Source organism: uncultured Oscillibacter sp. (assembly GCF_910579365.1).
Lineage (GTDB): Bacteria > Bacillota > Clostridia > Oscillospirales > Oscillospiraceae > Oscillibacter.
The window spans coordinates 1-25,298 of sequence record NZ_CAJTUX010000029.1; the positions used below are offsets into that span (position 1 = coordinate 1).

23 protein-coding genes are annotated in these 25,298 nt (G+C 54.1%); 3 read left to right on the plus strand and 20 right to left on the minus strand.

Features of this window, described 5'->3' with window-relative positions; translation table 11 throughout:
• Window positions 1-62: 62 nt before the first annotated feature.
• Window positions 63-1,220 carry a DUF4368 domain-containing protein gene (locus tag QZ329_RS08385; protein WP_295751028.1) on the minus strand — a complete coding sequence of 386 codons (1,158 nt, stop codon included), beginning with the start codon at window positions 1,218-1,220 and terminating at the stop codon, window positions 63-65.
• Between the two features lie 414 nt (window positions 1,221-1,634).
• On the opposite strand from QZ329_RS08385, the gene QZ329_RS08390 reads away from it, so the two are divergent.
• The gene (locus tag QZ329_RS08390) at window positions 1,635-2,681 is read left to right on the plus strand and encodes a hypothetical protein (RefSeq protein ID WP_295751031.1); all 1,047 of its coding nucleotides are present in this window, start codon (window positions 1,635-1,637) and stop codon (window positions 2,679-2,681) included.
• 1 nt (window position 2,682) lies between these two features.
• Complete coding sequence (locus tag QZ329_RS08395) at window positions 2,683-3,162, plus strand: GNAT family N-acetyltransferase (protein ID WP_295751034.1); 480 nt, start codon at window positions 2,683-2,685, stop codon at window positions 3,160-3,162.
• On the opposite strand, the gene QZ329_RS08400 is transcribed toward QZ329_RS08395, so the two are convergent.
• The 15 genes from QZ329_RS08400 to cysK all read right to left on the minus strand — a co-directional run bounded on the left by QZ329_RS08400 (window position 3,141) and on the right by cysK (window position 20,813).
• The gene (locus tag QZ329_RS08400) at window positions 3,141-5,546 is read right to left on the minus strand and encodes a hypothetical protein (protein WP_295751037.1); all 2,406 of its coding nucleotides are present in this window, start codon (window positions 5,544-5,546) and stop codon (window positions 3,141-3,143) included. The two genes, QZ329_RS08395 and QZ329_RS08400, sit on opposite strands and share 22 nt — an antisense overlap.
• Window positions 5,547-5,760: 214 nt before the next feature.
• Window positions 5,761-6,681 (minus strand): tyrosine-type recombinase/integrase, encoded by a 921-nt coding sequence (locus tag QZ329_RS08405; protein WP_295751039.1) that lies wholly within the window; start codon window positions 6,679-6,681, stop codon window positions 5,761-5,763.
• Between the two features lie 225 nt (window positions 6,682-6,906).
• On the minus strand, window positions 6,907-7,767 hold the full coding sequence (locus QZ329_RS08410) for a recombinase family protein (RefSeq protein ID WP_295751042.1): 861 nt from the start codon (window positions 7,765-7,767) through the stop codon (window positions 6,907-6,909).
• Between the two features lie 21 nt (window positions 7,768-7,788).
• Window positions 7,789-8,256, minus strand: a complete 468-nt coding sequence (locus tag QZ329_RS08415) for a recombinase family protein (RefSeq protein ID WP_295751044.1) — start codon at window positions 8,254-8,256, stop codon at window positions 7,789-7,791.
• Window positions 8,257-8,649: 393 nt separating this feature from the next.
• A complete protein-coding gene (locus tag QZ329_RS08420) occupies window positions 8,650-10,287 on the minus strand; it encodes a recombinase family protein (RefSeq protein WP_295751048.1) in 1,638 nt (545 codons plus the stop codon).
• A gap of 213 nt (window positions 10,288-10,500) precedes the next feature.
• Window positions 10,501-10,986: a helix-turn-helix domain-containing protein gene (locus QZ329_RS08425; protein WP_295751052.1), complete on the minus strand. Its 486-nt coding sequence runs from the start codon at window positions 10,984-10,986 to the stop codon at window positions 10,501-10,503.
• 504 nt (window positions 10,987-11,490) lie between these two features.
• Complete coding sequence (locus QZ329_RS08430; protein WP_295751054.1) at window positions 11,491-11,826, minus strand: hypothetical protein; 336 nt, start codon at window positions 11,824-11,826, stop codon at window positions 11,491-11,493.
• A 303-nt stretch (window positions 11,827-12,129) separates the two neighbouring features.
• Window positions 12,130-13,311, minus strand: a complete 1,182-nt coding sequence (locus tag QZ329_RS08435; RefSeq protein ID WP_295751057.1) for an amidohydrolase — start codon at window positions 13,309-13,311, stop codon at window positions 12,130-12,132.
• Window positions 13,299-14,495 (minus strand): aminotransferase class I/II-fold pyridoxal phosphate-dependent enzyme, encoded by a 1,197-nt coding sequence (locus QZ329_RS08440; RefSeq protein ID WP_295751059.1) that lies wholly within the window; start codon window positions 14,493-14,495, stop codon window positions 13,299-13,301. The genes QZ329_RS08435 and QZ329_RS08440 overlap by 13 nt, the downstream gene beginning before the upstream one ends.
• On the minus strand, window positions 14,479-15,879 hold the full coding sequence (locus QZ329_RS08445; RefSeq protein WP_295751063.1) for an FAD-binding oxidoreductase: 1,401 nt from the start codon (window positions 15,877-15,879) through the stop codon (window positions 14,479-14,481). The genes QZ329_RS08440 and QZ329_RS08445 overlap by 17 nt, the downstream gene beginning before the upstream one ends.
• 64 nt (window positions 15,880-15,943) lie before the next feature.
• Entirely contained in the window at window positions 15,944-16,831 is an 888-nt protein-coding gene (locus tag QZ329_RS08450) for a MetQ/NlpA family ABC transporter substrate-binding protein (protein WP_295751066.1), read from the minus strand.
• A gap of 28 nt (window positions 16,832-16,859) precedes the next feature.
• Window positions 16,860-17,819 (minus strand): L-lactate dehydrogenase, encoded by a 960-nt coding sequence (locus tag QZ329_RS08455; RefSeq protein ID WP_295751069.1) that lies wholly within the window; start codon window positions 17,817-17,819, stop codon window positions 16,860-16,862.
• Window positions 17,820-17,830: 11 nt separating this feature from the next.
• Window positions 17,831-18,511, minus strand: coding sequence for a methionine ABC transporter permease (locus QZ329_RS08460; protein WP_295751072.1), 681 nt, complete (start codon window positions 18,509-18,511; stop codon window positions 17,831-17,833).
• Window positions 18,492-19,538 carry a methionine ABC transporter ATP-binding protein gene (locus QZ329_RS08465; protein WP_295751075.1) on the minus strand — a complete coding sequence of 349 codons (1,047 nt, stop codon included), beginning with the start codon at window positions 19,536-19,538 and terminating at the stop codon, window positions 18,492-18,494. The genes QZ329_RS08460 and QZ329_RS08465 overlap by 20 nt, the downstream gene beginning before the upstream one ends.
• Before the next feature lie 342 nt (window positions 19,539-19,880).
• Window positions 19,881-20,813, minus strand: coding sequence for a cysteine synthase A (gene cysK / locus QZ329_RS08470; protein WP_295751078.1), 933 nt, complete (start codon window positions 20,811-20,813; stop codon window positions 19,881-19,883).
• A 246-nt stretch (window positions 20,814-21,059) separates the two neighbouring features.
• Here cysK and QZ329_RS08475 point away from each other — a divergent pair, with 246 nt between their 5' ends.
• Window positions 21,060-21,491, plus strand: a complete 432-nt coding sequence (locus tag QZ329_RS08475) for an RrF2 family transcriptional regulator (RefSeq protein WP_295751081.1) — start codon at window positions 21,060-21,062, stop codon at window positions 21,489-21,491.
• A gap of 145 nt (window positions 21,492-21,636) precedes the next feature.
• Here QZ329_RS08475 and QZ329_RS08480 read toward each other — a convergent pair whose 3' ends face one another.
• The 4 genes from QZ329_RS08480 to QZ329_RS08495 form a co-directional block, all read right to left on the minus strand.
• Window positions 21,637-22,053: a pyridoxamine 5'-phosphate oxidase family protein gene (locus QZ329_RS08480; protein WP_295751084.1), complete on the minus strand. Its 417-nt coding sequence runs from the start codon at window positions 22,051-22,053 to the stop codon at window positions 21,637-21,639.
• Between the two features lie 492 nt (window positions 22,054-22,545).
• Window positions 22,546-23,376, minus strand: coding sequence for an alpha/beta fold hydrolase (locus tag QZ329_RS08485; RefSeq protein WP_295751087.1), 831 nt, complete (start codon window positions 23,374-23,376; stop codon window positions 22,546-22,548).
• Entirely contained in the window at window positions 23,369-24,616 is a 1,248-nt protein-coding gene (locus tag QZ329_RS08490) for a dicarboxylate/amino acid:cation symporter (RefSeq protein WP_295751090.1), read from the minus strand. The genes QZ329_RS08485 and QZ329_RS08490 overlap by 8 nt, the downstream gene beginning before the upstream one ends.
• A 16-nt stretch (window positions 24,617-24,632) precedes the next feature.
• Window positions 24,633-25,247 (minus strand): peptidase C39, encoded by a 615-nt coding sequence (locus tag QZ329_RS08495; RefSeq protein WP_295751093.1) that lies wholly within the window; start codon window positions 25,245-25,247, stop codon window positions 24,633-24,635.
• Between the last annotated feature and the right edge of the window lie 51 nt (window positions 25,248-25,298).

Below are 25,298 nucleotides of genomic sequence, written 5' to 3' on the forward strand. Positions count from 1 at the left end.
ATGGACAGTACGCATAAAGAACATTTCAGGAATATGGTAGGCAACCGCATGATGCAGTAGCGTTATGCGGTTGTCTGTCTGCTAACCTGGCTGTATTCCGGGGAAAAATCAATTTCGCCAATGAAATTGTAATGCACGTCAATCCGCTGGGTGCGATGGCCGCTGGACTTGTCCGGGGCGTGGACAACGATCTTTTCCACAAACTCGCGTAACAGGGCCGGGGTCAGCTCCGTCGGCGCGGTGTACTTCCGCACAATCTTCAGAAAGCTCTGCACATTGACGGCCTGGGTTTCAATCGTGTTTACAATAGCCTGCAATTCCTTTGCGGACTGCTTCAGTTCCTCCTGCTCTTTCTCGTAGCCCCCGGATAACTTTGCAAACCGCTCCGCGCTCAACGCCCCCGAAACACGATCTTCATAGAGCTGTTGAATGATACGGTCAAGCTCACTGATTCGCCGCTCCTGCTTTTCCAGCTTGCGCTTGGCCTGCTCCTGCTCTGCCCTCTGTACGGCGGTCTTGTTCTCCATCACGCGCCGCACAAACTCGTTCTCGTCCTCCTGGTCGTAGGCAACAACACGTTGGAGATTTTGGAGTACAAGCTGTTCTAAAACCACGGCCCGGATATAGTGGGCAGTACATTTCTTTCTTGACTGGTAGTTTGAGCAGATGTAACTCTCCTGCTCTTTCGTCAACGTGATACTGCGGTGGTGGTACAGCTTCGCGCCGCAGTCGGCACAATAGGCCAGCCCGGAGAACAACCCCATTTCTCCCATCTTGGTTGGACGGCGGCGGTGTTCCCGGCTTTTCTGCACAATCTCCCATGTCTCCTTGTCGATAATCGCTTCATGGGTGCCCTCAAATACCGCCCATTTATCCGGCGAATTGATGACCGTCTTTTTGCTCTTATAGGAGAGCTTGGTGGTTTTGAAATTGGTCGTCCGGCCTAAATAGGCGTCCTGTCCCAAAATACTCAGGACGGTGGCGGGGTTCCAGCGGCAGGGGTCGTCCGGAAAGTAGCGGCTTGTCTGGCCCGTGCGCTGAAACGTGATTGTCCCAGGCGTCGGGATTTCCCGCTCCTTCAGCATCCGGGCAATCTTGCCGGGGCCGTTGCCCTCAACACATAACTGGAAAATCAACTCCACCACAGGAGCCGTTTCCTCGTCCACCAACAGATGCCCGTCCTCGCCCTTTATATAGCCGTAGGGGGCGTTTACTGCCAACCGCTGGCCCGACATACCTTTATTGCGGAATACCGCCCGTATCTTCTTCGAGGTGTCCTTGGCGTACCACTCATTTATGATATTCCCTGTGTGGGGGAAAAAGATGCAGGGTCAAAAGTGTGGACATATAAGCACTTTTGGCCTCTTTTCCTTTTGTATGCTTAGATTATATACAAATTAGGCAAATCTCCACGTTCCTATTCTCTCAATGATAACAGAATATTGTAGTTTTTGTCGATATTGCCGAATTGAAAAATAATTATGGCATATTTTAAACTATTGTGGTATGATATACCAAAACGAAGTAAGGATAATACTCGATTATCAAGCGTTTCAGGTGTTCACGATAATCCCGGATTATCTGCCACTTTGAGAGCAACGCAGAATGTTCGTATAGAGGAAGAGGTTAGTTGTATGCATGAGCTGGATTTAGAAAGGCTATGGGCGGATGCGGAAAAAAAGCTAGATGGTAAGCATTTGATACTTGTGTGCAATACCAAAACAAATCCAAATGCAGCCAAAATCCATGGCCTGTTCAATATGGATACGGAATATTTTTCCGACGATGAATTTGAACAGGTTGTTTCCATGTTCAGTTCGCTTGGCCTTGTTACAGATTATTTTACATATGAGGACGACTTTTTCCGCTATGTAATAGAGCATATGCCGCCAAACCTCCTGGTATATAATGCGGCACAAAGCGGGGCAGGCCCGGGAAGAAAATCCCTTGTACCAGCTTTTTGCAATCTGCATGGAATACCTTGTACTGGGTCGAATTCCTACGTCGTCTCCTTATGTCGTCATAAGTATCATGTCAATAAAATTTTAGCTCAAGCGGGAATCAGAGTTCCTCAGACATGGCTGTATTCCAACGGCTGGCTCATGGAACGGCACCCACCTCTGAATATGCAGGTTTTATTAAAGCCAATTTACGAGTCTGCCAGCATTGGTATTGACGATACATCTATACAATTTTATACCCCGCAGACTGATCAATTCATTTTCCAGCGGATGGAGCAGCAGCACCAGCCAATCATAGCACAGGAGTTCATTACCGGCTATGAGATCGAAGTTCCCCTACTTTGTGTCAATGGTGCGATATGTCAGTTGCCTCCGATTGGAATTTCAGTGGACGGAAAACATGATTTGGAGCATGAGATACTAAATTATGAGCGAATTTATTTCGATCAATATGGCTTTTATGATTTTGCATCTGAGAAATATGAAATATCCAAAGAATTATGCCTGTGTGCTGCTGAAACTGCCCAGATTCTTGGTATGGAAGGACTGTGTCGAGTCGATTTTCGAGTAAGGCCCGATGGCTACTATTATGTAACGGACGTTTCGACAAATCCCCATTTTGTTGATCATAGTTCAGTAAATTCTGCATTTCAAATACTGGGGCTGTCACCAGAGCATATTGCAAAAACCCTGCTGTCAGCCACAGTGGAAAAAGGGTGATATGATGTTGCGCATCAAACAGGTATATAACCAAGAGGACCTTCTGACTTTAGGGAATCTGAAGATGGACCTGATGCAATACCATTTAGAATACGCCGCCCAAATTGGCATCAACGACAAAGAACTGCTACAGTACACCCTGGAGCAGGCCCTATCTACCGCGTCGGCACGCGATAATTTCATATTCCTGGTAGACGGCGAGATTGTTGGCATGGCACAGGTAGAGGAGCAGGTTTCCGCTGTGGATGACACCTCTATTCTGTTTGTGCATGGTATTTACATTAGACCCAATGCCCGTCATTATAGCATAGGGGGATTCTTCCTTCGGTATTTATGCCGCAGGTATAAAAAGCGGATCGAGTGTGAGTGCTGGTACGGTCTTCCGGCCTCCACTCTCTATGAGAAAGCCGGGTTTAAGCCGATGGTGACCCGCTATGTACTTCCGGTATCCAGCCGATTTCATGGTTCAGACCAAAACTGAATATCAGAGTAAAGAAATCCCCGACCAATAAAAGCCCATTGCGTTGTTGGGGGATGCCTGTCCAGGAGATACGTGTCAAAGGCTTTAGGGTCTTTGATATCAACAGATTCCATCGCAGAAATCCATTTTTTTGACCGCTCCTCCAGGTACGTTTTTTCCGTCGCCTTAAACAGCAGAGGAGGCTTTGAACAGTTTTCCCGCAGCAGGGAAACGGCTTCTGTGCGCCTACCCTGCAGATAAAGCACTGCGGCTAGATTTGCATATACATAGAACAAATAATAATCATCGCAGAGCTCCAAGCTGACCTTTTCCAACGTGCGTAGGTTCTCCTCAGCCCGGTCAATTTCTCCGGCAAGGGCCATGTAAATGGCGCAATTCATCTGGAAAATGATCGTCCAATCCCCGAACTCTCTCTGAGCCATAATTGGAAGGAGCTTTTTATAGACATCTGCCGGAGACAACGTTTCAGAAAGCACTGCGCATAAGCAATAATTGCTCAGCAAGTACATCCGATTGACGCGCACAGCCTGAAATTTTTGGAGCGCACCTATGGCCTCGTTGAGATATTTTATAGCTTCCGTATAGTTGCCAAGCACGATCAGGTTCGCCGCATGGTTATTGAGCGCCATTAAGTATTGGGATGGATAAAGCCCATTCCTGAAATATAATACGCTGTCCTCCGTTTTTTGAGTGGCCCTCTCCACAGAGTAGAGCGCACTCCATTTCCGTTTTAATGCGTAAAGCCCCTTCTGAGCAAACGGCGCATAATTTTTCTGCGTATAATAATAAGTAAGCTCTTTGCAGATGCGTTTTGCCGCATAGATGTCTCCGTTGCTGTTTACCAAAAGAGACAGTAGTATCATTTGGCAGTCACACCAAATTCCATCCTCGATGTTACGCGCATACTCAGTAGCTGCCTGTATAGAAAGCATGGCCTCCCGCTGGTGGTCGAGGGTATTTCCCAATCTGTGCAAGCAAAGCCCGGTCAAATATTCCTTAAGAAGAAGTAGCCGCGTAGTAAGCGAACCGCCCATGTTGTCCAATATCTCAACACAGCTTTTATAATCGAGACTGTCCATAGCCCCATAAGCCTGGAACAAGGAATTCCAGTAGTTGTTCAGCCCGCACTGCATACTTAACGCGATGATCCTGTTTTCTAGATCCGCTTCCGGCGCAAGCCCTTCTTGAACAATAGAGTTGTAGGCGAAAAAGTACAATTCGCAGGCATCTCGAATGTTTTCAGCCTGCTCCAGGTAGTGTGCGCGGGTCAGGTAATCATACGGGTCAAAGTAATAGATCGCCCGTTCCAGCGCATATGCAATTTCACGCTTTCGATTCTCATCAGGACAGGCATAGAAGAAATCCCAAATCTCGCGGCAGACAAATTTACCGCTGTCCTGACCGCACTTCGTAAAAAATTCCTGATCGCTCTTTCTCAAAGCCAAATCGCAGGTGGAAGCGTCAACGACCTGTTTCAGTAAGGGAATGTAAAAGGTGTTTCCGATATTGGCAGCAAACTCCAGAACGGATTCCAGCGTGGCTCCGAGTTCCCCCATATGAGAAATGCGATCCGCTAAAGTGGCATCCACCACTTCCTGAGCAGAGCCATCAATTGAGGTCTGCCCTTTTGAAGCCAGGTACCGCGAAAGAATATCAATAACAGACAAACGCCCTCCGGATAAGTAAAATAATTTTTCCCGCTCCTCCGGAAGTAAACACAATTCAGGAGAAATCTCCGCAAGAATTTCCTCCATATCCTCCTGCTGTGGATCAGAGAGGAAAATGTCCGTATGCTCCATTTGCTTTATGCGCTGAAATGAAACGGAAGAATCCTCGGCCTCACATACAAACAAAAATTTTGCGTTCTTCAAAAAGGGAAAATCATCATTTAACAGGCCAGAAACCAAGAGGACAGCGAGATTCTGAGAGTTCGCGTCGAAAAGGGGATATCCGCGGAATGAGAAAACAGGGGTGCCTCCATTTGTAGCGTTCTCCAGTTGAACCAGAAGCTCGGTTTCATATTGATTCAGCGATGTGGAAAAATGCCGCTCATTTACAATGTTCTCTACAATAGCCGCCGCAGTATCAGATTGGGTGATATCCTTCACAATGCACGGTAGAAGCGGCTTGGATGCCTGTTTTTGTCTCAAAACCCGGTTTGCTGCCTGAGCGAAAGGCAAGAAAGGGTGTGACAGGTACGGGGAAACCATATTAATCTCAAATAGCACGTGTTCTTGTTCGGATAACTGCGTGTGAAATGAAGTTAGCACATGGTAGGGTGACTCAAAATCTCGGCCATGTATAAACAAGATTTTAGAGCCCGGCATAAATGCCTCACAGAGCCGTTTGTAATCTTTTTTCTGCCAAGAAAATATGTTATCCATAACAAAAATCCTTTCAGTAGCCAAGAAAATAAACGCTCCACTTTGGGTACATTGCAAACGAAGCCAAACAGTCGATCATATAATCTTGAATATCTGATTACTAGATAATCCGGGATTATCGTGAACACCTGAAACGCTTGATAATCGAGTATTATCCTTAGTTCTTCCCATGATTAAGACGGGTACGCCGAATCTACGGCATACCCGTCTTTTATCACACAGAATGTATTTTGTTTCTGGGGTGCTTTTCGGAGAGGATGTCGCGCTGCTTTCTACCTGCTACATGGGTGTAGATTTGCGTTGTTACAATGGAACTATGTCCGAGTAGCTGTTGGATATAGCGAATATCAACGCCCTCTTCCAACAGCAGCGTTGCGAAGGAGTGACGAAACATATGCGGCGTGATATGGTTTTTTACGCCAGCTAGCGCACTGTACTTATTGACAATGGCTCGAACTGACTGGGTTGAAAGGGGCCTTCGAGCCCTGTTGATAAAAAAAGTACCGGCCTGTTCTATATCCTCTTTATAGGCTGCCTGATAACGACAAAGTGCATTTAGAACATCCGGATTTGCAATCTGCACAAATCGCTCCTTTGCCCCTTTCCCATAGATCTTGATCTCACCTTCTTCCAGCCGCACATCCCCGTATTGAAGTGCACATAGTTCGGACACCCGAACTCCCGTTGCAAACAGCAACTCCAAAACAGCAATATCCCGAAGGACGGATTTTTGCTGTTCGGACGTTCTCGCTTCTTCCCTCGCCTGATACGCGGCTGTCAGGATTGCTTCGATCACTGGCAGTGGAATCGTTCTGGGCAGGATCAGAGGCGGATTCAGCTTCAGCCGAAGCCGTGAAAATGGATTTTCCCTCACTATCTCTTCATACTCCAAATAACCGCAGAATGCCTTGACGCTGGCAATTTTGCGCTTGACTGTCCTCGGCTTATATTTTTGATGCAAATCGGAGATGTACTCCATAAGCCCCTCGCGAGTCAGCTCCAAATCATTTTGGGCGATAAGTGCGGAAAACTGCTCTAAGTCAATTCGATAAGCCTTTAAGGTCTTTAAATCAAGGTCCTTTTGGTACTTGCAGTCCAGTAGATACCGCGAGATCCAGTCTTGCAGGTCTTGCATTTGTGATGCCTCCTTATGCGTGATGGAAACATCATACGTGTATAAACCAGCCTTGTCGAATCTTGGACGCATTGCAAGCAGAGGAAAACTCATCCGTGAGCAGCCAAACAATTGTCTGCTCACGGATGGGGAAAGATTCTCTAAGTCAAGCCAAGTATAATTTCGGTTTGATTAATTTTATTGAAATGTCCATCTTTGAACTCAACAAGCGCCTGTTTCTTGAGTTCAGCTATCTACATATATGATGGGTTTATGGTTGCAATCGATTTGAAATATATCTAATTGTCCTATATTTTTGATTTGCTTATGTTCCAGATGATTTTCGACAAATGTCTTTTGCAAGGTTACAGTGCCCATGTACTTCTCATTACTGAGGATTTTCCGCAAAGTTTCTTTGCTCCAAACTTCCTTTCCTCTTGGCGAAAGGATGCCCATATCCTCTAGATATGCAGATATCCTTGCAAGGCTGACTCCTGATGCAAACATCTCATAGATCAATCGAACAATTTCTGCCTGTTCCTCATGAATGATGAGATTCCCATCCTGGTCATGGGTATATCCATAGCATACTCGCTGATAGTATTTGGAATCTGGATTCTGAAATGACTTGCGCAGACCCCATTTGATATCCTCACTTTTGGAGTAACTCTCATCCTGTGCCAGGGCACAGACCAGCATCAGCACAAATTCGGAGCTTTCATAGAGAGTATGGATATTCTCCCGCTCAAAATAAATATCAATATTCCGGCTTCTCAGCATCCGAATCGTTTTTAAGGCGTCTACCGTATTACGTGCAAAACGATGAGCTGATTTTATGAGAATCATGTCCACTTTGCCATGTCGACATGCGGAAAGTAACGCTTTAAATCTATTTCTGCCCTTTATTCGCGTTCCACTGCCAATGTCGGAATATACTCCCGCAAAAATCCAGTCTGGGTTTTGCTTAATATGCTTCTCGTAATATTGTTCCTGCATTGCCAAACTTGATAGTCGTTTAGCGGCGTTGGTGCTGACCCGGCAATATGCTGCCACCTTTAATTTGGATGGGAAATTGGCTTTGGGAGGGATAATTCTGGTAGTACCCATACGTCCCCTTTTCACATTTTTCTATCTCTCACGCAAACGATGTCTACGGCTTTTTTCTTTTTGAACGGAATCGAACAGTTCCTTTGAAATGATTGCCGGATGATGGTTTGTTAAAGTAGTCTTGGTTGAAAGATCAATGGTTTTGACTTGTATACCATTTTTAACCTGGGTTTTACCTAAAATAACATCTCCGGCGTATTTTTCATTGCTAAGAATTTTCGAAATGGTTTCTTTGCTCCAGATTTCCTTTCCAGTGGGTGAAGGGACATCCATTAAAAACAATCCATCGGAAATCTTCCCGAGGCTGTCGCCAGCAGCAAACCTCTCAAAGATGTAAACCACATGGGTAGCCTCATTAGGGTGGATCTTAAGTTTACCTTTCGAGTCTATTCTGTAGCCATAGCATACTGTAGACGCTTTAGATGATTTCCCGCTCCGAAAACTCTTCTGCAATCCTGCTTTGATTTGTTCGCTTCTTGTTGTATCCATGGTATCACGATCCTCCTAAAATTTCAATCCATATAGCAAATATATAAAAATGCACAGCTTTCGGCTGCGCATAAGTACACATGATTAAATTGGCCTATGAGTGGCAAATGCGATTTTGCTACATTAGTTATTAAAGGATGGTTCTCTGAACTATCAAAAACGCGCGAAATTTTATTTCTAAAATTCCGCGCGTTTTTTGCTGTTTAACGCTTATCTTGCAACTTTTTATATATAAATTTCGTCAACTTAACATTCCTTGCGTGGGGGAAAAAGATGCAGACCCGAAACCGTTGCAGCACAATGGTTTCGGCTGTTTTTGGGCATAAACAAAGAGCGCAGGATCGGAGTCGGCGTTTGCCTCTCCGGTCCTGCGCTCTTTCCTCATGCTTTCACTCAGCACAGCCCTTCACTGATCACCACATCAACATCCCTGATTTTGACCCGAATGGTGCCGGCGTCCACCACCGTGATCCGCTCTATAAACTTGTGGGTAATCGTATCATCATATTCCGTGAAGCACATCGGCTGCTGGTCCAGCCACGCCTCCATCTCCCGCTGCCTGGAGGCCCGGAGGTTCCGCTGGCTTTTGTCTTCTTCAAGAGCCTGCATCTGATCCAGAATCTCCTGCTTCTCCGCCGTCACCGCCTCGAGCTGGGCATTCAGTTCCAGGCTGTCCATGTCCTCCAGCACCTTGTCCAGCAGCACGGCCTGTTCCGCCGTCAGAGCGTCCAGCCGCTGCTTCAGCTCCAGGAGGCTTACCCCATCCGCCCTGTCGTGGCTCTGGGCCAGCCCCGCCAGCTCCAGGACCCCGGCCTTTATCTCGGCCCGGATGGCGCCGTACTCGTTCAGAGCGGCCACGATAGCCCGATGGAGCTTATCCTCGTCCAGCGAGGGCGAGTCATGGCAGTATTTCTTCCCGAATTCCAGGCGGGAAACACACCGCCAGACAATCCGCTTTTTGCCGTTCCTGGCCCAGGTACAGCGCTTGTAGGGCGTCCCGCACTCTCCGCAGGTCAGCAGTTCGCTGAGAGCGTACTTGGAGGAATACTTCCCCTGCTCCGTCTTGCCGGTCTTCTGCATCACCTTCCGTTTGCTGGCCCGGCGGGCCATCTCCGCCTTCACCTGATAAAACATATCCCTGGAGATAATCGCCGGATGATTATTTTCCACATAAACCATGGGAAACTCGCCGGTGTTCCGCACGATTTTTTTGCTGATGCAGTCGGTGGTGTAGGTCTTTTGCAGCAGGGCGTCTCCGATGTAGCGTTCGTTGATGAGAATATTGCGAATCGTCTGCCAGGACCACTGCTTCACCCCGGTGGCGGTGGGAACGTGGTCCTGCTCCAGTTCCCTCTGAATCCCAAAGATGCTGGCCCCGTCCAGATAGCGGCGGTAAATGCGCCGCACCACCTCCGCCTCCTCCGGGTCGATCTCCGGCTCACCGTCCGCTCCCCGACGATAGCCCAGCAGACGTGTATACTGGAAGGGCACGTTGCCAGCCTCCCGGCTTTTCAGAATGCCCCAGATCACATTGTTGCGGATGGACTCGCTCTCCGCCTGGGCGAAGCCGCTGAACAGCGTGATCATAAATTCTCCGGCTTCCGTGAGCGTATTGATGTTCTCCTTTTCAAAGTGGACCCCGATGCCCCGGCCCCGCAGCATACGGACGGTGGCCAGACAGTCCACCGTATTCCGCGCGAAGCGGGAGAGGGATTTGGTCAGGATCAGGTCAATGCGTCCCCGCTTGCAGGCGGCGATCATGCGGTTGAACTCCGCCCGCTTTTTCATGCTGGTGCCGGTGATGCCTCTGTCAGCAAAAATTCCTGCAAATTCCCAATCGGGATTCTCCCCGATTTTCTGGGTGTAATACTCCTTCTGGGAGGTGTAGCTGGTGAGCTGCTCCTCGCTGTCGGTGGAGACCCGGCAGTAAGCGGCGACCCGCAGCTTCCTCCCAGAGGGGCCTCCGGTGGGCGTTTTCTCCTTGGTAGCGGGGATGAGACGTATTCGTTTTTCTCGTACAGCCTGTTCCATAATTTGTCCTTTCCCGGTCGGTTTACACTATCCCTTGAAGGTCGCCGTCACCGCGTTGTCCGCGGAGATGGCGATATATTGAATGGCCTTTTCGCCATGGATATCGATTAAATTGGCCTCCTGTGGGAAGCAGTCGTACCGGGCGGAAACACCTTGTCGTGGTGTTTCTCTCTCACTCCTATCCCGAAAAACCAGTGGGGTGGATAAAACCTTTCAAGAAAATATTTTCTTGTACAGCTTTTCCAGCAACTTGTCTCGACGGTAAATAATGGTCCGGTGGTAAACGCCGAGTCTTTTGGCGTATTCCCGGACAGACTCGCCGTCAAAAAAGAGGGCTTGGATGAGTTCCCGTTCCTCTGCGCTCAACGAACTAAGCGCCAAAGCGAGGCGCTCTTTATGTACGGTAGCCTCTGCGCACTCTTCCCTCTGTATGGCGGACTCTTCAGCGGAAATTTCGTGCTGCGTTGCATACAAGTCGATGGGAACATCATGGGCGGTTAGCAGTTCCAAGGAAACCTGTGGGTGTTCTTCCTGCTGTTCATCCAGATACCGTTCCCGGCGGTCCATCTGGGAATAGGCGAGGAATACTTCCTCCGTAACCTCCACGTCTACGCCATCGACCGTGATGATATTGGCGACAACATTGCCGTTTTCATCTTTGACGCGCCGGTAATTCCGGCTTTCCTGCCATTTTTGCATTTCTATGATCTCCAATCTCAGAATTTGCGGGGACCTGAGATTGGGGATCACGGATACTTTGCTATATAGGGACTCCACCGTGCGAACGCGGATGGGAAACGGCGTTTTCCGGTGGAAAGTAAGATTTTTTTGCTTTTCCCCATGTAACTTGAGGGAAAAGCCGGTTTGTTGTAAAAAACAGTGGATTTGTTCGACGGTTTTCTGCAAAATTCTCTAAAATTTGATAGGGAACTTTGCAGAAAAATGTCGAAAAAAAGGAGAGGTGCGAATAGCCCTAGAGCTATACGCACCTCCATGAATAAATGAAATTGTGATCTCTGCTTGTGCTGTCTAGTAAATAACCCAGGCGGCACAATAAAGTGATTTTTCATGCCGCATCGCCCGCTGAACCGCACAGAAAAGGAGACAGGGGAATCATGATCCCTTGTCTCCTTATAAGTGAGATTTCGCCAGTATTTGGGGCGGACAGAGCCGTTTGCGAACGAATCATGATCCCTTTTATTGTTATGCGGTGTCCCGCTTATTTTTCGCTAATTTTGCCCCCCACTGTTTGCCTTTGGCGCCAAAGTTCTCAATAATGTAATCACGGCGAATGCCCGTTTCCTTGTTTTGATGCTCTCTCATCAGAGCATAGGTTTGAATTGCCGAATTGACGATTCCGCCTGTTACCGCAAGGGAACCGTCCAATAAAAGGTGGGCCACATTCATCGTTTTATCGAAAAAGGTCCTTTTTCTGTTTGCGGGGGATAGCTCGAGGACTGTCCTCACCGCTGGAACCAACTCAAAATTACCTGGGATGATTTCTTTCCAATCCAGATGTTTATCCAACAGCAGGAACAATTATGGTTTGTTATGTTCCGGCCGCTCCTCTATGTTCTTGTAGGTGTCTAACAACGACATCTGCTCGTATTTCTCTCGCATGACTTTTCCTCTATGCTGCTGGTTTCCTTGCTGCTTTTTCTTCTGTAATGATACCAGATTTGTGGAGGAACGTCAGTTATATTTGAAACTTCAAAACCTTATTACTGCTCACTTTTTGAAGTTTCGCAATCGGCTAACTATTTTCCCATAACACATTCCTTTTGGCTATAAGGCCAGATTTTTAAAAGAGGGTCGACCTTGCTTTCTCTTTTAAGCATCACTCTATGTACGTTTTGCCAGCTTAAAGAAAGTATACCCAGCATAGAGCCCCGCGCCCAGAATCAGGGCTTCTTCATCCACATCAAAGCCGCCGTTATGGTTCGGCAGCAATGTATGGGGATAGGCGGCGTTTCCTGTTCCCAAATACGCATACGCGCCAGGGGTATGAATCTGAAACTCTGCGAAATTATCGCCCCCCAGGGACAGTTCCCGATCTGTAACAGTCCTGCCTTCACCCAGCAGTGCCTCCACAGCTTCCGCCGCCTCCAGGCACACCTGGGGATCGTTGATTAAAGGTGGGGCAAAATCTGTCCATTGGATCTCCGTAGTCCCGCCATAGAGGTCCGAGATGCCGGAGACAGTTCTGGAAACCAGTTCCCGTATCCTCTCCCGGCTCTCCTGAGAGACCGACCGGGTCGTCCCCTCCAGCTCGGCGGTTTCCGCCAGGGCGTTATAGGCGGTTCCTGACACCAGCTTTCCAACGCCAATGATAACCGGCTCCACCGGCGAGGTAAGCCGCGTGACCAGGGATTGGAGTGCGACCACAGTGTGGCTGGCGATATAGAGAGCGTCGGCCCCCAGCTGCGGGGTGGACACATGGGCGGACTTTCCCAGGATCATGATTCGGAAGTGGTCTACAGCGGCATTGTTCAGCCCCGGCTTTAATCCGATGGTCCCGCTGGGCAGGTCCGAGGCCGTGTGGATGCCGAACACTCGGTCTGCCCCGTCCAATACGCCCGCCTCCACAAAAGGCCGTGCCCCTTGTCCAATTTCCTCGGCGGGCTGGAAGACAAGCCGCACCTCTCCGCCGAAGTCCGCCCGGCGCTCCGACAGCAGCTTGGCCGCAGCCAGCAGGCAGGCGGTGTGGGCATCGTGACCGCAGGCGTGCATGATGCCGGGAGTCTGGGAGCAGTACTCTACCGGATTGGTTTCCTGAATGGGCAGAGCGTCGATGTCAGCGCGCAGGACGATCGTGCCCGTTCCCAGGCCGTCTCCGCGCAAAATGCCCAGAACACCGGTCTCTCCCACCCGCCGATGGGGAATTCTGAAACGCTCCAATTCTTCTTCGATCCGCTTCGCGGTATGAAATTCACACAGGCCCAGCTCGGGATGCCGGTGAAAGTCCCGCCGCAGCTCAACCAGGTAGGACCTCTCCCGTTCCAGTGCCTTTTTCAGATTCCGCATATACACTCAACTCCTTTTCCCTTTGGCGGAATTTTCTCCCGCAAAGACTCCAGCCGGTTCAGGGCCTCCAGCAGAGTCTCATCCCGCTTGGCGAAGTGGAAGCGGAGCAGGTGGTTCACCGGCTCCCGGAAGAAGCTGGACCCGGGGACGGCTCCCACGCCCACCTTTTCCGCCAGGTCCTCGCAGAACTGGAGGTCGCTGTCATAGCCGAACTCGGAGATGTCCAGCAGGACGTAGTAGGCCCCCTCCGGCGTGTTGTGGGCGATCTTCAAATCGTCCAGCCCTCTCAGGAACAGGTCCCGCTTGTGGGTGTACTCCGCCAGGAGGCCATCGTAATAGTCCTGGCCGAAGTTCAATCCGGGGATGACCGCCTCCTGGAGGGGGGCCGCCGCGCCCACGGTGAGGAAGTCGTGGACCTTTTTGATCCGGTCCGTGATCTCCGGCGGGGCGATGGTGTACCCCATCCGCCAGCCGGTGATGGAGTAGGTCTTGGAGAGCGACGAACAGGAGATGGTCCGCTGCCGCATCCCGGGCAAAGCGGCGAAGTAGGTGTGCCGGTGAGGGGCGTAGACGATGTGCTCATAAACCTCGTCGGTTATGACATAGGCGTCGTATTTCTCCGCCAGGGCGGCAATGACCGCCAGCTCCTCCCGGGTGAAGACCCGCCCGCAGGGGTTGGAGGGGTTGCAGAGAATCAGGGCCTTGGGCTTCTGGCGGAAGGCGTCCTCCAGGACCTCCGGGTCAAAGCGGAAGTCCGGCGGCGTCAGGGGCACGTAGATGGGCTCCGCGCCGCAGAGAATAGTGTCCGCCCCGTAGTTCTCGTAGAAGGGCGAGAAGACCACCACCCTGTCTCCGGGGTTGGCCACGGTCATCATAGCGGCCATCATGGCCTCCGTGCTGCCGCAGGTGACGGTGATCTCCCCGTTGGGGTCGATGGGGAAGCCCATGTACCGGGACTGCTTTGCCGCCAGGGCCTCCCGGAGGTTCTGGGCCCCCCAGGTGATAGAATACTGGTGGAAGTCCTCCTGGCTGACCTCTGCCAGCCGGTCCAGGATAGCCCGGGGCGGCTCAAAGTCCGGGAAGCCCTGGGAGAGGTTCACCGCGCCGTACTGATTCGAAATGCGGGTCATGCGGCGGATTACCGAGTCGGTAAAACCGGCGGTGCGCTCAGACAGGCTCTGCATGGTCGTGCCCTCCAATGTAGGATTTTTGGTCGTTCAGGATGTGCAGGGGATCCAGGGCATCCTTGATCTGATTCATAACAATGAGGTTTTCCTTGACGGACTCCCGGAGGAAATAGCGCCGCTTGGAGACGCCGATGCCGTGCTCCCCGGAGGCCACGCCTCCCAGCTCATAAGCCTTGTGGTAGGCCTGGTCCATGACGGCGTGGAGGTCCCGCTCCCAGGTCTCGTCATCCCGGTCCCCCCGGACCACGCACAGGTGGACGTTGCCGTCTCCGGCGTGGCCGAAGCTGACCATCCGCACGCCGGAGGCGGCCTCCAGCTCGTTGACGAAGGCGATGAAGTCCGCCGTGCGGCTGATGGGCACCACGATGTCCACGGGCTCCTGCTCGCTGACGGCCTCCACGGCTTTCACCAGAGCCCCCCGGACTTTCCAGACGTCCGCCGCCCGGGCAGGGTCCTCCAGCACCACATAGTCTATCGCCCCGTTGGCCAGGGCCAGAGTGCGGACCCGCTCCAGGTTGGCCTTTACCTCGCTCTTCCGCCCGTCGAAGGTCAGGAGGATATAGCTTCCCGCCTGGGGACAGGGGTACTTCACGCCGGAGAACTCCTCGCCCAGGGCCACCACCTTCCGCTCCATGAACTCCACCGCCGTGGGATTCGCGTCCGCCTGGAGGATGGTCAGGACGCCGCAGATACCCGTGCCCAGGTCCCCATAGGGCACCAGGACACTGACGGAGGTTTCCGGCTTGGGCAGGAGGCGGAGGACACACTTCGTGATGACCGCCAGGGTGCCCTCGGAGCCGATGAGCAGATGCTTGAGGCTCAGACCGCTGGCATCCTTCACCTGCTTGCCCCCCACTCGGAGGACGGTGCCGTCACAGAGAACTGCCTCCAGGCCCCGGACGTAATCCCGGGTGACGCCGTACTTCACCGCCCGCATCCCCCCGGCGTTGGTGCTGATGTTGCCCCCCAGGCTGGAGGCCTTCTCGCCGGGGTCTGGCGGATAGAAGAGCCCCTCCCCCTCCACATAGGCCTGAAGGTCCTGGAGCAGGATGCCCGGCTCCACGGTGACGGTGAGGGTATCCCGGTCCAGCTCCAGAATCCGGTTCATCCGGGAGAGGTCCAGAATGATCCCGCCCTGGAGGGGCACGGTGGACCCCACCAGATTGGTGCCCGCCCCCCGGGGCGTGACGGGAATTTGATGCTCATGGGCATAACGCAGGACACCGCTGACCTCCTCCGTGGAGAGTGGGAAGGCCAACGCCTCCGCCTGGCCGTGGAGGCGGCCCAGGGCGTCGGTGAGGTACTCCGGGGGGATGCTGTCAAAGGCCAGGCGAGACGCGTCGCCGATGACGTCCCGCAGGGCCTGCCGTTCGATCTGCATAGTCAATTCCTCCTGTTTGAGAGGAGCTCCTCCCCGCTTGGAAAGGGGCTCCCCGGATGTCCGGTTACCGGGCCAGCAGGTCCTGGTCCCAGCCGACTTTAATGAAGTACCCGCCGTAGTCCTCGTTAAAGACCTTCTCCGTGGCCTCGCTCTGGAAAGCCTCGACCACCTTCTGATAGGTCTCCACCTTGGCGGGGTCGCTGAGGTCTGCGGTCCGGGCGGCAATCAGGTTCCAATATTCCTCCACGTCCAGCACGCTGTCTTTGTAAATCGCCTCGTCGGTCTTCAGGCCGAAGTCCAGGGCATAGTTTCCGTTTACCACGGCGGCGGCCACATCCGGCAGGGCCGAGGGGATGACGTTGGCTTTCAGCTCCTCGATGGTGATTCCTACATTGTAAGACTCGATGTCCTCCAGAGTGGGATTGAAACCCGCCGCGTCGCTGAGTTTGATGAGGCCCGCCGCCTCCAGGACCTTCAGGGCCCGGCCGCCGTTGGTCAGGTCATCGGGAATGGCCACCACATCGCCGTCCTTCAGCTCTTCCACGGAGGAGACCTTCTGAGAATAGAGGTTCAGCGGGATGATAAAGGTGTTGCCGATGGTTTGAATCTCATAGCCATAGCTTTCAATCTCGCTTTGGAGGTAAATGCGGTGCTGGAAGGCGTTCAGGTCGATGTCTCCGTTGGCCAGGGCGTTGTTGGGGGGCACGTAGTCGGAGAACTGGACGAATTCCAGATTGATGTTCTCCGCTTTCAGCGCTTCCTGGGCAGGCTTCCACAGGTCTTCGTAAATCGCGCCCACAACGCCCAAGGTCACCGTGACGGACTCGGACAAAGGAGCGGAACCGCTGGAGCTGTCAGGGGCCCCGGCGGGGACGCCTCCTCCGCAGGAGGCCAAGGTCAGAAGCAGCAGGGCGGCGGAGAACGCGACATTCAGAGTTTTCTTGATGTTCATGATAATTTCCTCCAATAAATGATGTTTGTCATAGCGTCAGGGACAGACGGAAATTGTCCCGCATGGTTTCACAAGAGGTGTTGAACCGCTCTTGCTCCTCCGGAGTAAGCGCCAATTCGATGATACCGGCAACGCCGTTCCGGTTCAGCACAGCCGGGACGCTGGCGTAGACGTCCCGCTGGCCGTATTCTCCCTCCAGAAGCACGGATACCGGGAGAATTCGGTTTTCGTCGTGGAAAATAGCCCGGACCACCTCGGCAATGGACGCGCCGATGCCGAATTCCGTGGAGCCCTTTCCACCGAGAATCGTCCATCCCCCGGCCCGCCCGGCGGCGGCAATGGCCTCCAGGTCCAGTTTGCCATACGTGTCCGGCTGCTCTTCCCGGAGCTGGGACAGGGGCTTTCCCGCGATGCTGACGGCAGACCAGGGGACCATCTGGCTCTCTCCATGTTCCCCCAGGGCATAGGCAATGACAGACTTCCGGTCAATACCTACCGCTTCGGAGATCGCCCGCCGGAGCCGGGCGGAATCCAGCGTGGTACTGGTGGAGAGGACCTGCCGGGGAAGCCAGTTCAGCTGGTGCTGGAGGTAGTGGGCAATCACGTCGGCGGGATTGGAAATACTCAATATGATTCCGGCAAAGCCGGACATTCGGATGCCCTCCGTCACGTCCTTCATAACCTCAATGGTTTGCCGCAGGGTATCCATGCGGGTCTGGCCCTTGCTCATGTCTGGCAGGGGCCCTGCCGCGACAATCAGCAGTTGGGCGTCTTCCGCGTCGGTATAGTCCCCCGCCCGGACAACCGCGTGGCTGGGCAGGTATGCCGTGGCGTCGGACAGGTCCAGCGCCTGGGCCTCCGCCTTTTTGCGGTCAATGTCGATGTAGACGATTTCCTCCACCAGTCCCTGGGACAGCAGGGCATAGCCCGCGTGGGAGCCTACGTGTCCCGCACCGATGATGACAACCTTTCGTCTTTGCAGTTCCATGTACATCCTCCTTAGTGGGTGGTCTTCCTGACCACCCGGCCTCCAATAAATTCAATAATACAGACGATGACCACCAGCAGCACCACCGTCACGTTGGTCACGTCGGCCCAGTTCCGGTCATGGCCATAGCGGACGGCAAAATCCCCCAGGCCCCCGGCCCCCACCACGCCGGCCATAGCCGTCAGGTTCAGAAGGCTCACCAGGGTGATGGTGGTTCCCCGGGCAATAGCCGCAACGCTCTCCCGGAGATAGACCCGGAAGATGATCTCCCAGGGGCTGGAGCCCATGGAGAGAGCCGCCTCCACAAGACCGCGGTCCAGCTCCGCCAGGGCGCTCTCCACCTGCCGGGAGAAGAAGGGCACGGACCCGAACACCAGGGGCACAATGGCGCCCCGGACATACAGCGTCGTCCCCATCAGGGTCCGGGACAGGGGCATCACCCAGGTCAGCAGGATGATGAAGGGGATGGACCGGAACAGACTGACGGCCTTGTCCACAATCTGGTACAGCGGGCGGTTTTCCAGGATGTTTCCTGGCCTCGTCACCGTCAGCAGCACCCCCAGAAGCATCCCCAGCAGGAAGGAGACCGCCCCGGACCACAGCACCATCAGCAGCGTATCCGCCAGGGCCTCCCACAGATCGGGAAGCCGCTCCATCACGTGGGGCAGCCAATTAACTAGCGTCTCGCGCATCCTTCAGCACCTCCACTCCCACGTTTTTTTCAATCAGGTATTCCACCGCCGCTGTCACCCTTTCCCGCTCCCCGCCGATGATGGCCACCGTGCCGCCGATGGGTGCCCCCTGAATGATCTCGATGTCGGCGAAAATAATGTTCAGAGACACGTCAAACCGCCGGGACGCCTCGGAGATCACGGGCTCCGAGGGACTCCGCTCCACGTAGTTCAGCCGGACAATGAGTTCCCCGGGCTTGAGCCGGACGATGGGAGAGTCCTGGGCAATCAGCTCCTCGATCTTCTGGAGATTGGAGGTGGTACGGATGAAACTCTGGGTGACGGGTTCCCTGGGCCTGGCAAAGATGGAGAACGCCTCCCCCTGCTCCACCACCCGGCCCCCCTCCATGACGGCCACCCGGTCGCAGATTTCCTTCACCACTGCCATCTCGTGGGTGATGATTACCACGGTGATGCCCAGGGTCTCGTTCAGGTGCTTGATGAGAGAGAGGATGGCCTTGGTGGTCTGGGGGTCCAGGGCGGAGGTAGCCTCGTCGCAGAGGAGGACGCTGGGGTCGTTGGCCAGGGCCCGGGCGATGGCCACCCGCTGCTTCTGCCCGCCGGAGAGCTGCTGGGGATAGGCACCCGCCTTGTCCCCGATCTCCACCAGGTCCAAGAGCCTTTGGACCTTCTCCCGGATGTCCGCCTTGCTGAGGCCGCTGCCCCGGAGGGGGTAGGCCACGTTGCCGAACACCGTCCGGGAGGGCATGAGGTTGAAGTGCTGGAAGATCATGCCGATCTTCTTCCGGGCCTGCCGGAGCTCCTTTGCCGCCAGGGCGGTCAGCTCCCGCCCGTCCACTGCCACGGTCCCGGCGGTGGGCCGCTCCAGCAAGTTCATACACCGGACCAGGGTGGATTTTCCCGCCCCGGAAAAGCCGATGATGCCGAAGATTTCCCCCTTCTCGATGGAAAGCGACACATCCCGGACGGCGTGGACCTGCCCTGGTCCGCTGCCAAAATCCTTGGAAATATGGTTGAGTTCAATCAAACAAATCCCTCCTTTAAGACGCAAAAAAGCGGGGAGCTCACGGCTCCCCGCTTTGGCCGGCAGTCGTTAAACCGGCGCGGCGCGTCAGGTCAAACGATTCCTCGGTACTTCAGGCAGGCGGCAAGTGAGCGCAAAGAACGCTGGACATTCATCATGCCCATGCACATGCCAGCCTGCATTCGGAAACCACGAATACGCATTGCGCGCGCCTCCTTTAACATACTTGGTTGATTGGTATATTAGCACTTGAAAACGCTTTTGTCAACGAAAAACCAGGAAAGGGGGAAAATCTGTCGGACTTTCCAAAAGTCCGCAGTGCCGGGCCGGAATTTTTAGAAGCCCTCAATCCTGGAACAGCGGCGTGGAGAGGTAACGGTCTCCCGTATCGGGCAGCAGGGCCACGATGGTCTTGCCCCTGTTCTCGGGCCGCTTGGCCAGCTGGATGGCCGCCCAGACCGCCGCGCCGGAGGAGATACCCACCAGGACGCCCTCCTTCCGGCCCACCAGCTTCCCGGCGGCGAAGGCGTCCTCGTTCTCCACGGCAATGACCTCGTCATAGACGCCGGTGTCCAGCACCTCCGGGACGAAGCCCGCGCCGATGCCTTGGATTTTGTGGCTCCCGGCGGTCCCCTTGCTCAGCACCGGAGAGGCGGCGGGCTCCACAGCCACGACCTTCACGGCGGGATTCCGCTCCTTCAGGTAGGCTCCCACGCCGGTGACGGTGCCGCCGGTGCCAACGCCCGCCACGAAGACATCCACCTTCCCCTCGGTGTCCTCCCAGATCTCCGGGCCGGTGGAGGCCCTGTGGGCGGCAGGGTTGGCGGGGTTCACGAACTGTCCGGGAATGAAGCCGCCGGGAATCTCCTTGGCCAGCTCGCCGGCCTTGGCGATGGCGCCCTTCATGCCCCTGGCCCCTTCGGTGAGGACCAGCTCCGCGCCGTAGGCCTTCATCAGCTGGCGGCGCTCCACGCTCATGGTCTCGGGCATGACAATGATAATGCGGTAGCCCCGGGCGGCGGCCACGGCGGCCAGGCCGATGCCGGTGTTGCCGGAGGTGGGTTCGATGATGACGGAGCCGGGTTTCAAAAGGCCCCGGGCCTCGGCGTCGTCGATCATGGCCTTGGCGATCCGGTCCTTGACGGACCCGGCGGGGTTGAAATATTCCAGCTTCGCCAGGACCCGGGCCTCCAGCCCCTCTTCCTTCTCGATATGGACCAGCTCCAGCAGGGGCGTTTTGCCGATCAGCTGATCGGTGGATGTGTATATCTTGCTCATAGCGGTTTCCTCCTCGTAATCTCAATCTCATAATAATGTGGCGTTTGTCTCGCTCCGTCAGCTATGATTGATACAACATCGAAATTCAGGATATGGATTCATTTATATACCAACCTTTCGAGTGGGTTTATATGTATTATAGAAGGAAAGATATTCCTTGTCAATCGTCATTGTGCAAAATCTTACTTGAAACCCAACTAACCATGTTGTATAATAGGTATATTCTATTAAAAGGAGCGTCGCCATATGCTGATTTCAACGAAAGGCCGTTATGCCTTGCGGGTTATGGCCGACCTGGCTGAGCATCCGTCGGAGGGGTATATTCCCTTGAAAGAAATCGCACAGCGGCAGGAAATTTCGGAAAAATATCTGGAAGCCATCATCAAAATCCTGGTCAAGGCCCGGCTACTCACCGGCGTGCGAGGCAAGGGAGGCGGCTACAAGCTGACCCGAGGGCCGGAACAATACACGATAGGCGAGGTTTTGCGGCTGACGGAGGAAACGCTGGCCCCTGTTGCCTGTCTGGAAGAAGCCGCAGATGTCTGCCCAAGGGCCCCGAATTGCCGTACTCTGCCGGTCTGGAAGGGGTTGAATCGGGTTATCAACGAATATCTGGATCACATCACTGTGGCGGATATCATACATTCGCGTGATGCCGGGAACGATTATGTAATATAAAGAGGTCGCCGGGTCCTGTAATTCTGCGGGACCCGGCGGCCCTTATGGTCAGCTCTTTTCAATAGAAAGCTGTTCCAAGATAAGATTTGTCAAGGGGGATTTCACCAAAAAGATGAAATCCCCCCGATAAATTGGAATTTAAGGTCTAAAACTCATATCTTGTTCCATGTGAAAGCAACAGTCCGTCTGTTAATTCTACACATAGAATTATAGTGTTCTCATCATTAAAATTATTATGTCCGTTATCAATCCATTCAGCAAAGGCAAGTTTCAGTTTCTCGGCAATTAAATGATTTTCTTCCTTTCCCCAATAACCTAAGTTGATACCCTTTCCATGGGCTGTAAACCATTCACCAGCTATTGCAATAGTAGGGTTGGTTTCCATATGTTTCATTTTATTTGAGAGCGCATATGTAATAATATAAAATGCACCATTTTCATAATAAGCATTAACATATCGCACATAGGGTACTTCATTTTCTACTGTTGCCAACGCAACAACCGTGTCTTTTCCAAAGCGTTCAATCATTATTTTTTCAGCTTCTGAGCTTAATTTTTTCATAGGGTTATCTCCTTTACAAATCCCGCCCGATTTGTCGGATTGACACGAGCAAAGTATAGCACCGATGCGGGCGATATTCAACCCTTGTTTTTGGACGCTGATAGTAGTGGCAAGCAATGCACCGGTATATACCCAGTGCAGCTTGTTGGTGGCTGAAGGCCCCCAAGCCCCCGGTGATCGGCGAAGCTGCGTCCGATGCACAAGCCACCGTTGGCGTCTGCTGGTATATACCGGCAGGAGAGGACATCCCAGCGGAGCCGCCCCCGGAGGGCGCACGGCTGCCGTCAGGCAGTACCACCATCGGCCCCTAGCCGGTGGTGAGTAAGTGCGCTCTTAGCAGAGAGCCTATAAAGAGAGCAGAGCGCCCAGGTCATCCCCGGACGCTCCCCGCTTCGGTTCCCTCCTGCTGGTCGATCACCGCCTTTCCAGCCTGCGTCATCTTGCCACAAATGAACCGTCAGCCAATGTGTATTTGGGTGGTGAAACCACCCTTTACACAATACATCTCAGGAGAAAGCTCTCGACTGTCTTGGCGACGGTTTCCCGGCAGTCGGAAAAGAAGTGGTCCGCTGGATAACTGACCGTGTGGAACATGACGCCGCCTCGATTTTGGACGGCCCGTTCCAGAGGGGCGCAGTGGAGTTCCGGAGGCGTGTGGACGTCCAGACTCCCGGCAATGCACAGGACCGGTTTCCTTGACAGCGGTTCCGCCAAGCCTTCCAGACGAAATTCCCGGCTGTGTGTGACCGCCTCTTCCAGCAGGGCCTCTCCGCTGGTGCCGTTCAGCCATAGGGCGCTGTCCTCCAGCACCTGGCGGATGGTCTCAGCGGCGCGGGGATTTTCAGCGGCAATTTGAGGAAGTCGCCCGATATCGCAGGGCATCAGCAGGACTCCGGCACGGATTTCCGTCCGGCAGGCCGTCAAATGGGCGCAGACGAAGCCGCCCAGACTGTGCCCCACAGCATAGATGCGATGTTTGTCAATTCCGTGGGCCTCATCTGCCAGGAGCCAGTTCAACGCCGTGTTGGCATCCTCCAGATCATGAGTCAGGGAGTAATCCCCGTCGCTGCCCCAGCTACCGCTGTAGTGAAACACCAGCACATGGAAGCCTGCCCGGCGGAGGAAATGGGCAAGATCAAAATTCCGCTCGCAGCCGGGGATTCCGTGGAACAGCAGGACGACGGGATGCGGCCCCGCCCCTCCGGCGGTGTAAAGGACAGAAAGCAGCCGCCCCCGTCTGCCGGGAATCAGGGTGCCGTGAATATCCGGACGATAGTCGGAGCGCTCACAATGGGTTCCCATACATTGTGTGCTGTCATTCATCTGATTGTCCCCCCGCATTCAGGTTTTCTCTGTACCAATCCTTCCCGTAGAGAATCCGGGTTACCAACATGGAGGCGACCGTATCCCCGCAGGAGTTGATGAGGGTACACCCGGCGTCAAAGAGCTGGGTCATCATCAGAAGCACCGGCAGGGCCGCGGCGGGGAAACCGAAGGCGGAAATCACCATGGTTTCCATGGCCGCGCCGCCGCCGGGAACGGAGGACACCGCCACGGAACCGGCCACCGCAATCACCAGAGCAAAGGCAAAGTCCCCGACGCTGTTCAGCGGGTGGCCAAACAGGGCGCAGCAAAGGACGATCTCATAGATGGTGGCGATACAGGCCCCGTCCATGTGGCAGGTAGCGCCCACCGGCACCACCACGGAGCTGACCTCCCGGGGAACGCCCAGTTTGTCGCAGGCATCCAGCTGCAAGGGCAGGGCCGCGGCGGAGGAGCGGGTGCCCAGGGCTGTCAGGGCCGGGGTGAGGATGTTTTTGAAGTAGTTCCTCACACCCCAGGGGCCTGCCGCCAGGAAGGCGTAAAGGGCCAGAAACACGAAGAAGTAGACAATGGCTGCCGGATAGTAAATGAGCAGGCCCCGGGCGTAGCTTTTCAGAAGGTCCGCACCGTAGGTCCCGGTGAGGTTGGCAAAGTAGGCCAGCAGACCCAGGGGAGCCAGCTTCATCAAAAGCTCTACCATCTTGTAGAACACCAGGGACAGATGGCCCAGCCACTCCGCCACGGGGCGGCCCTTTTCTCCCAGCAAGGACACCGTGACGCCGAAGAACACCGTAAAGACGATGAGGGCCAGGATATGGCTCCGGGAGATCACCAGGGGAAAATCGCTGACGGTGAAGGTGTTGACGATCTGGTCCCCCACGCTCATGACGGCGGTTCCCGCTTCTGCCTCCGCCCCACCCAGCTGAATGGAGGTGTCTACGCCGAAGATCCCTGTGACGGCAAACATATAAATTCCTGCGACGGCGGCGGTGACCACGAATACACCGATGGTCAGGGCCAGCATCTTCCCCACCCGTCTGGTGTCACTGACCCCGGCGATGGAGCTGGAGATGGAGAAGAAGATCAGCGGCACCAGCAGAACGAATAGCAGGTTCAACCAGATTTGTCCGATGGGGTAGAGAAAGGCCGCCTTTTCTTCCAGGGAAAGGCCCAGGACAGCACCCAGGGCTACACAAGCAATGAGGATCAGAGGTCCTCGATAAGATGCTCTATGGGGCATAGTGAATGCGCTCCCTTCAAATCATGTATTCTACCGTTTTTTCCTCTGTCAGCTTTGTGTTCTCATTGAACAGCAGGACGGCCTCCCGTTCCTCCGGAGGGGGAAGGGCATAGACGCCGGTTCCCTCAAAATAGCGGACCGGTACGATCCGGTTATAGGACGCCGGATGGGCTTCATCCATTTGCAGGGCCGGGTCGTCAAAGGGGCTTGGCCGGTAGTAGGGGTCAAAAAAGTAAACCATATCCCCCCGCACATCTGTCAGCAGCACATAGTGCCAGCCCTCGAGATCCACCCGGACCACGGCGGCCCCTCTCCGGCACAGGGTATCCAGCAGCCTTCCGTTCTGGGAGAAATTCACCTCTTGCCCGGAGAGGTATTGGCTGGAAACCGGCAGGTGCCCCGCTTGGCCGAAGCCGCTCAGCCAGCTGCTGAGGAACATCATGGCCATGCAGGAGGTGCCGCATTTCCCGCAGGTCCCGTCCGGGCCGAAGCAGTCCAGACAGTACGATGTGACGCTCCGGATGATCTCCGGCGGGATCTCCTCCCGGCGAAAGAGATAGCTGACGGCATTGAGCATGGAGGTGGGGCCGCAGTCGTATTCCGTCATCTGGTAACGAAGAGGATTATCCATTCAGCGTGCCTCCTTCCGGTATCGTATCCGTTGTATCCTTTGGATAGTGTC

Excerpts from the sequence above, each read along its gene's own strand:
- QZ329_RS08425 (WP_295751052.1), bottom strand. The coding sequence starts at position 10,986 with ATGCAAAAATGGCAGGAAAGCCGGAATTACCGGCGCGTCAAAGATGAA.
- QZ329_RS08455 (WP_295751069.1), bottom strand. The coding sequence starts at position 17,819 with ATGGAACTGCAAAGACGAAAGGTTGTCATCATCGGTGCGGGACACGTA.
- QZ329_RS08405 (WP_295751039.1), bottom strand. The coding sequence starts at position 6,681 with ATGCAAGACCTGCAAGACTGGATCTCGCGGTATCTACTGGACTGCAAG.
- QZ329_RS08415 (WP_295751044.1), bottom strand. The coding sequence starts at position 8,256 with ATGGATACAACAAGAAGCGAACAAATCAAAGCAGGATTGCAGAAGAGT.
- QZ329_RS08440 (WP_295751059.1), bottom strand. The coding sequence starts at position 14,495 with ATGCAGAGCCTGTCTGAGCGCACCGCCGGTTTTACCGACTCGGTAATC.
- QZ329_RS08395 (WP_295751034.1), top strand. The coding sequence starts at position 2,683 with ATGATGTTGCGCATCAAACAGGTATATAACCAAGAGGACCTTCTGACT.
- QZ329_RS08460 (WP_295751072.1), bottom strand. The coding sequence starts at position 18,511 with ATGCGCGAGACGCTAGTTAATTGGCTGCCCCACGTGATGGAGCGGCTT.
- QZ329_RS08400 (WP_295751037.1), bottom strand. The coding sequence starts at position 5,546 with ATGGATAACATATTTTCTTGGCAGAAAAAAGATTACAAACGGCTCTGT.
- QZ329_RS08475 (WP_295751081.1), top strand. The coding sequence starts at position 21,060 with ATGCTGATTTCAACGAAAGGCCGTTATGCCTTGCGGGTTATGGCCGAC.
- QZ329_RS08495 (WP_295751093.1), bottom strand. The coding sequence starts at position 25,247 with ATGGATAATCCTCTTCGTTACCAGATGACGGAATACGACTGCGGCCCC.
- QZ329_RS08445 (WP_295751063.1), bottom strand. The coding sequence starts at position 15,879 with ATGCAGATCGAACGGCAGGCCCTGCGGGACGTCATCGGCGACGCGTCT.
- QZ329_RS08490 (WP_295751090.1), bottom strand. The coding sequence starts at position 24,616 with ATGCCCCATAGAGCATCTTATCGAGGACCTCTGATCCTCATTGCTTGT.
- QZ329_RS08485 (WP_295751087.1), bottom strand. The coding sequence starts at position 23,376 with ATGAATGACAGCACACAATGTATGGGAACCCATTGTGAGCGCTCCGAC.
- QZ329_RS08450 (WP_295751066.1), bottom strand. The coding sequence starts at position 16,831 with ATGAACATCAAGAAAACTCTGAATGTCGCGTTCTCCGCCGCCCTGCTG.
- QZ329_RS08420 (WP_295751048.1), bottom strand. The coding sequence starts at position 10,287 with ATGGAACAGGCTGTACGAGAAAAACGAATACGTCTCATCCCCGCTACC.
- QZ329_RS08435 (WP_295751057.1), bottom strand. The coding sequence starts at position 13,311 with ATGCGGAATCTGAAAAAGGCACTGGAACGGGAGAGGTCCTACCTGGTT.
- QZ329_RS08410 (WP_295751042.1), bottom strand. The coding sequence starts at position 7,767 with ATGGGTACTACCAGAATTATCCCTCCCAAAGCCAATTTCCCATCCAAA.
- QZ329_RS08480 (WP_295751084.1), bottom strand. The coding sequence starts at position 22,053 with ATGAAAAAATTAAGCTCAGAAGCTGAAAAAATAATGATTGAACGCTTT.
- QZ329_RS08390 (WP_295751031.1), top strand. The coding sequence starts at position 1,635 with ATGCATGAGCTGGATTTAGAAAGGCTATGGGCGGATGCGGAAAAAAAG.
- cysK (WP_295751078.1), bottom strand. The coding sequence starts at position 20,813 with ATGAGCAAGATATACACATCCACCGATCAGCTGATCGGCAAAACGCCC.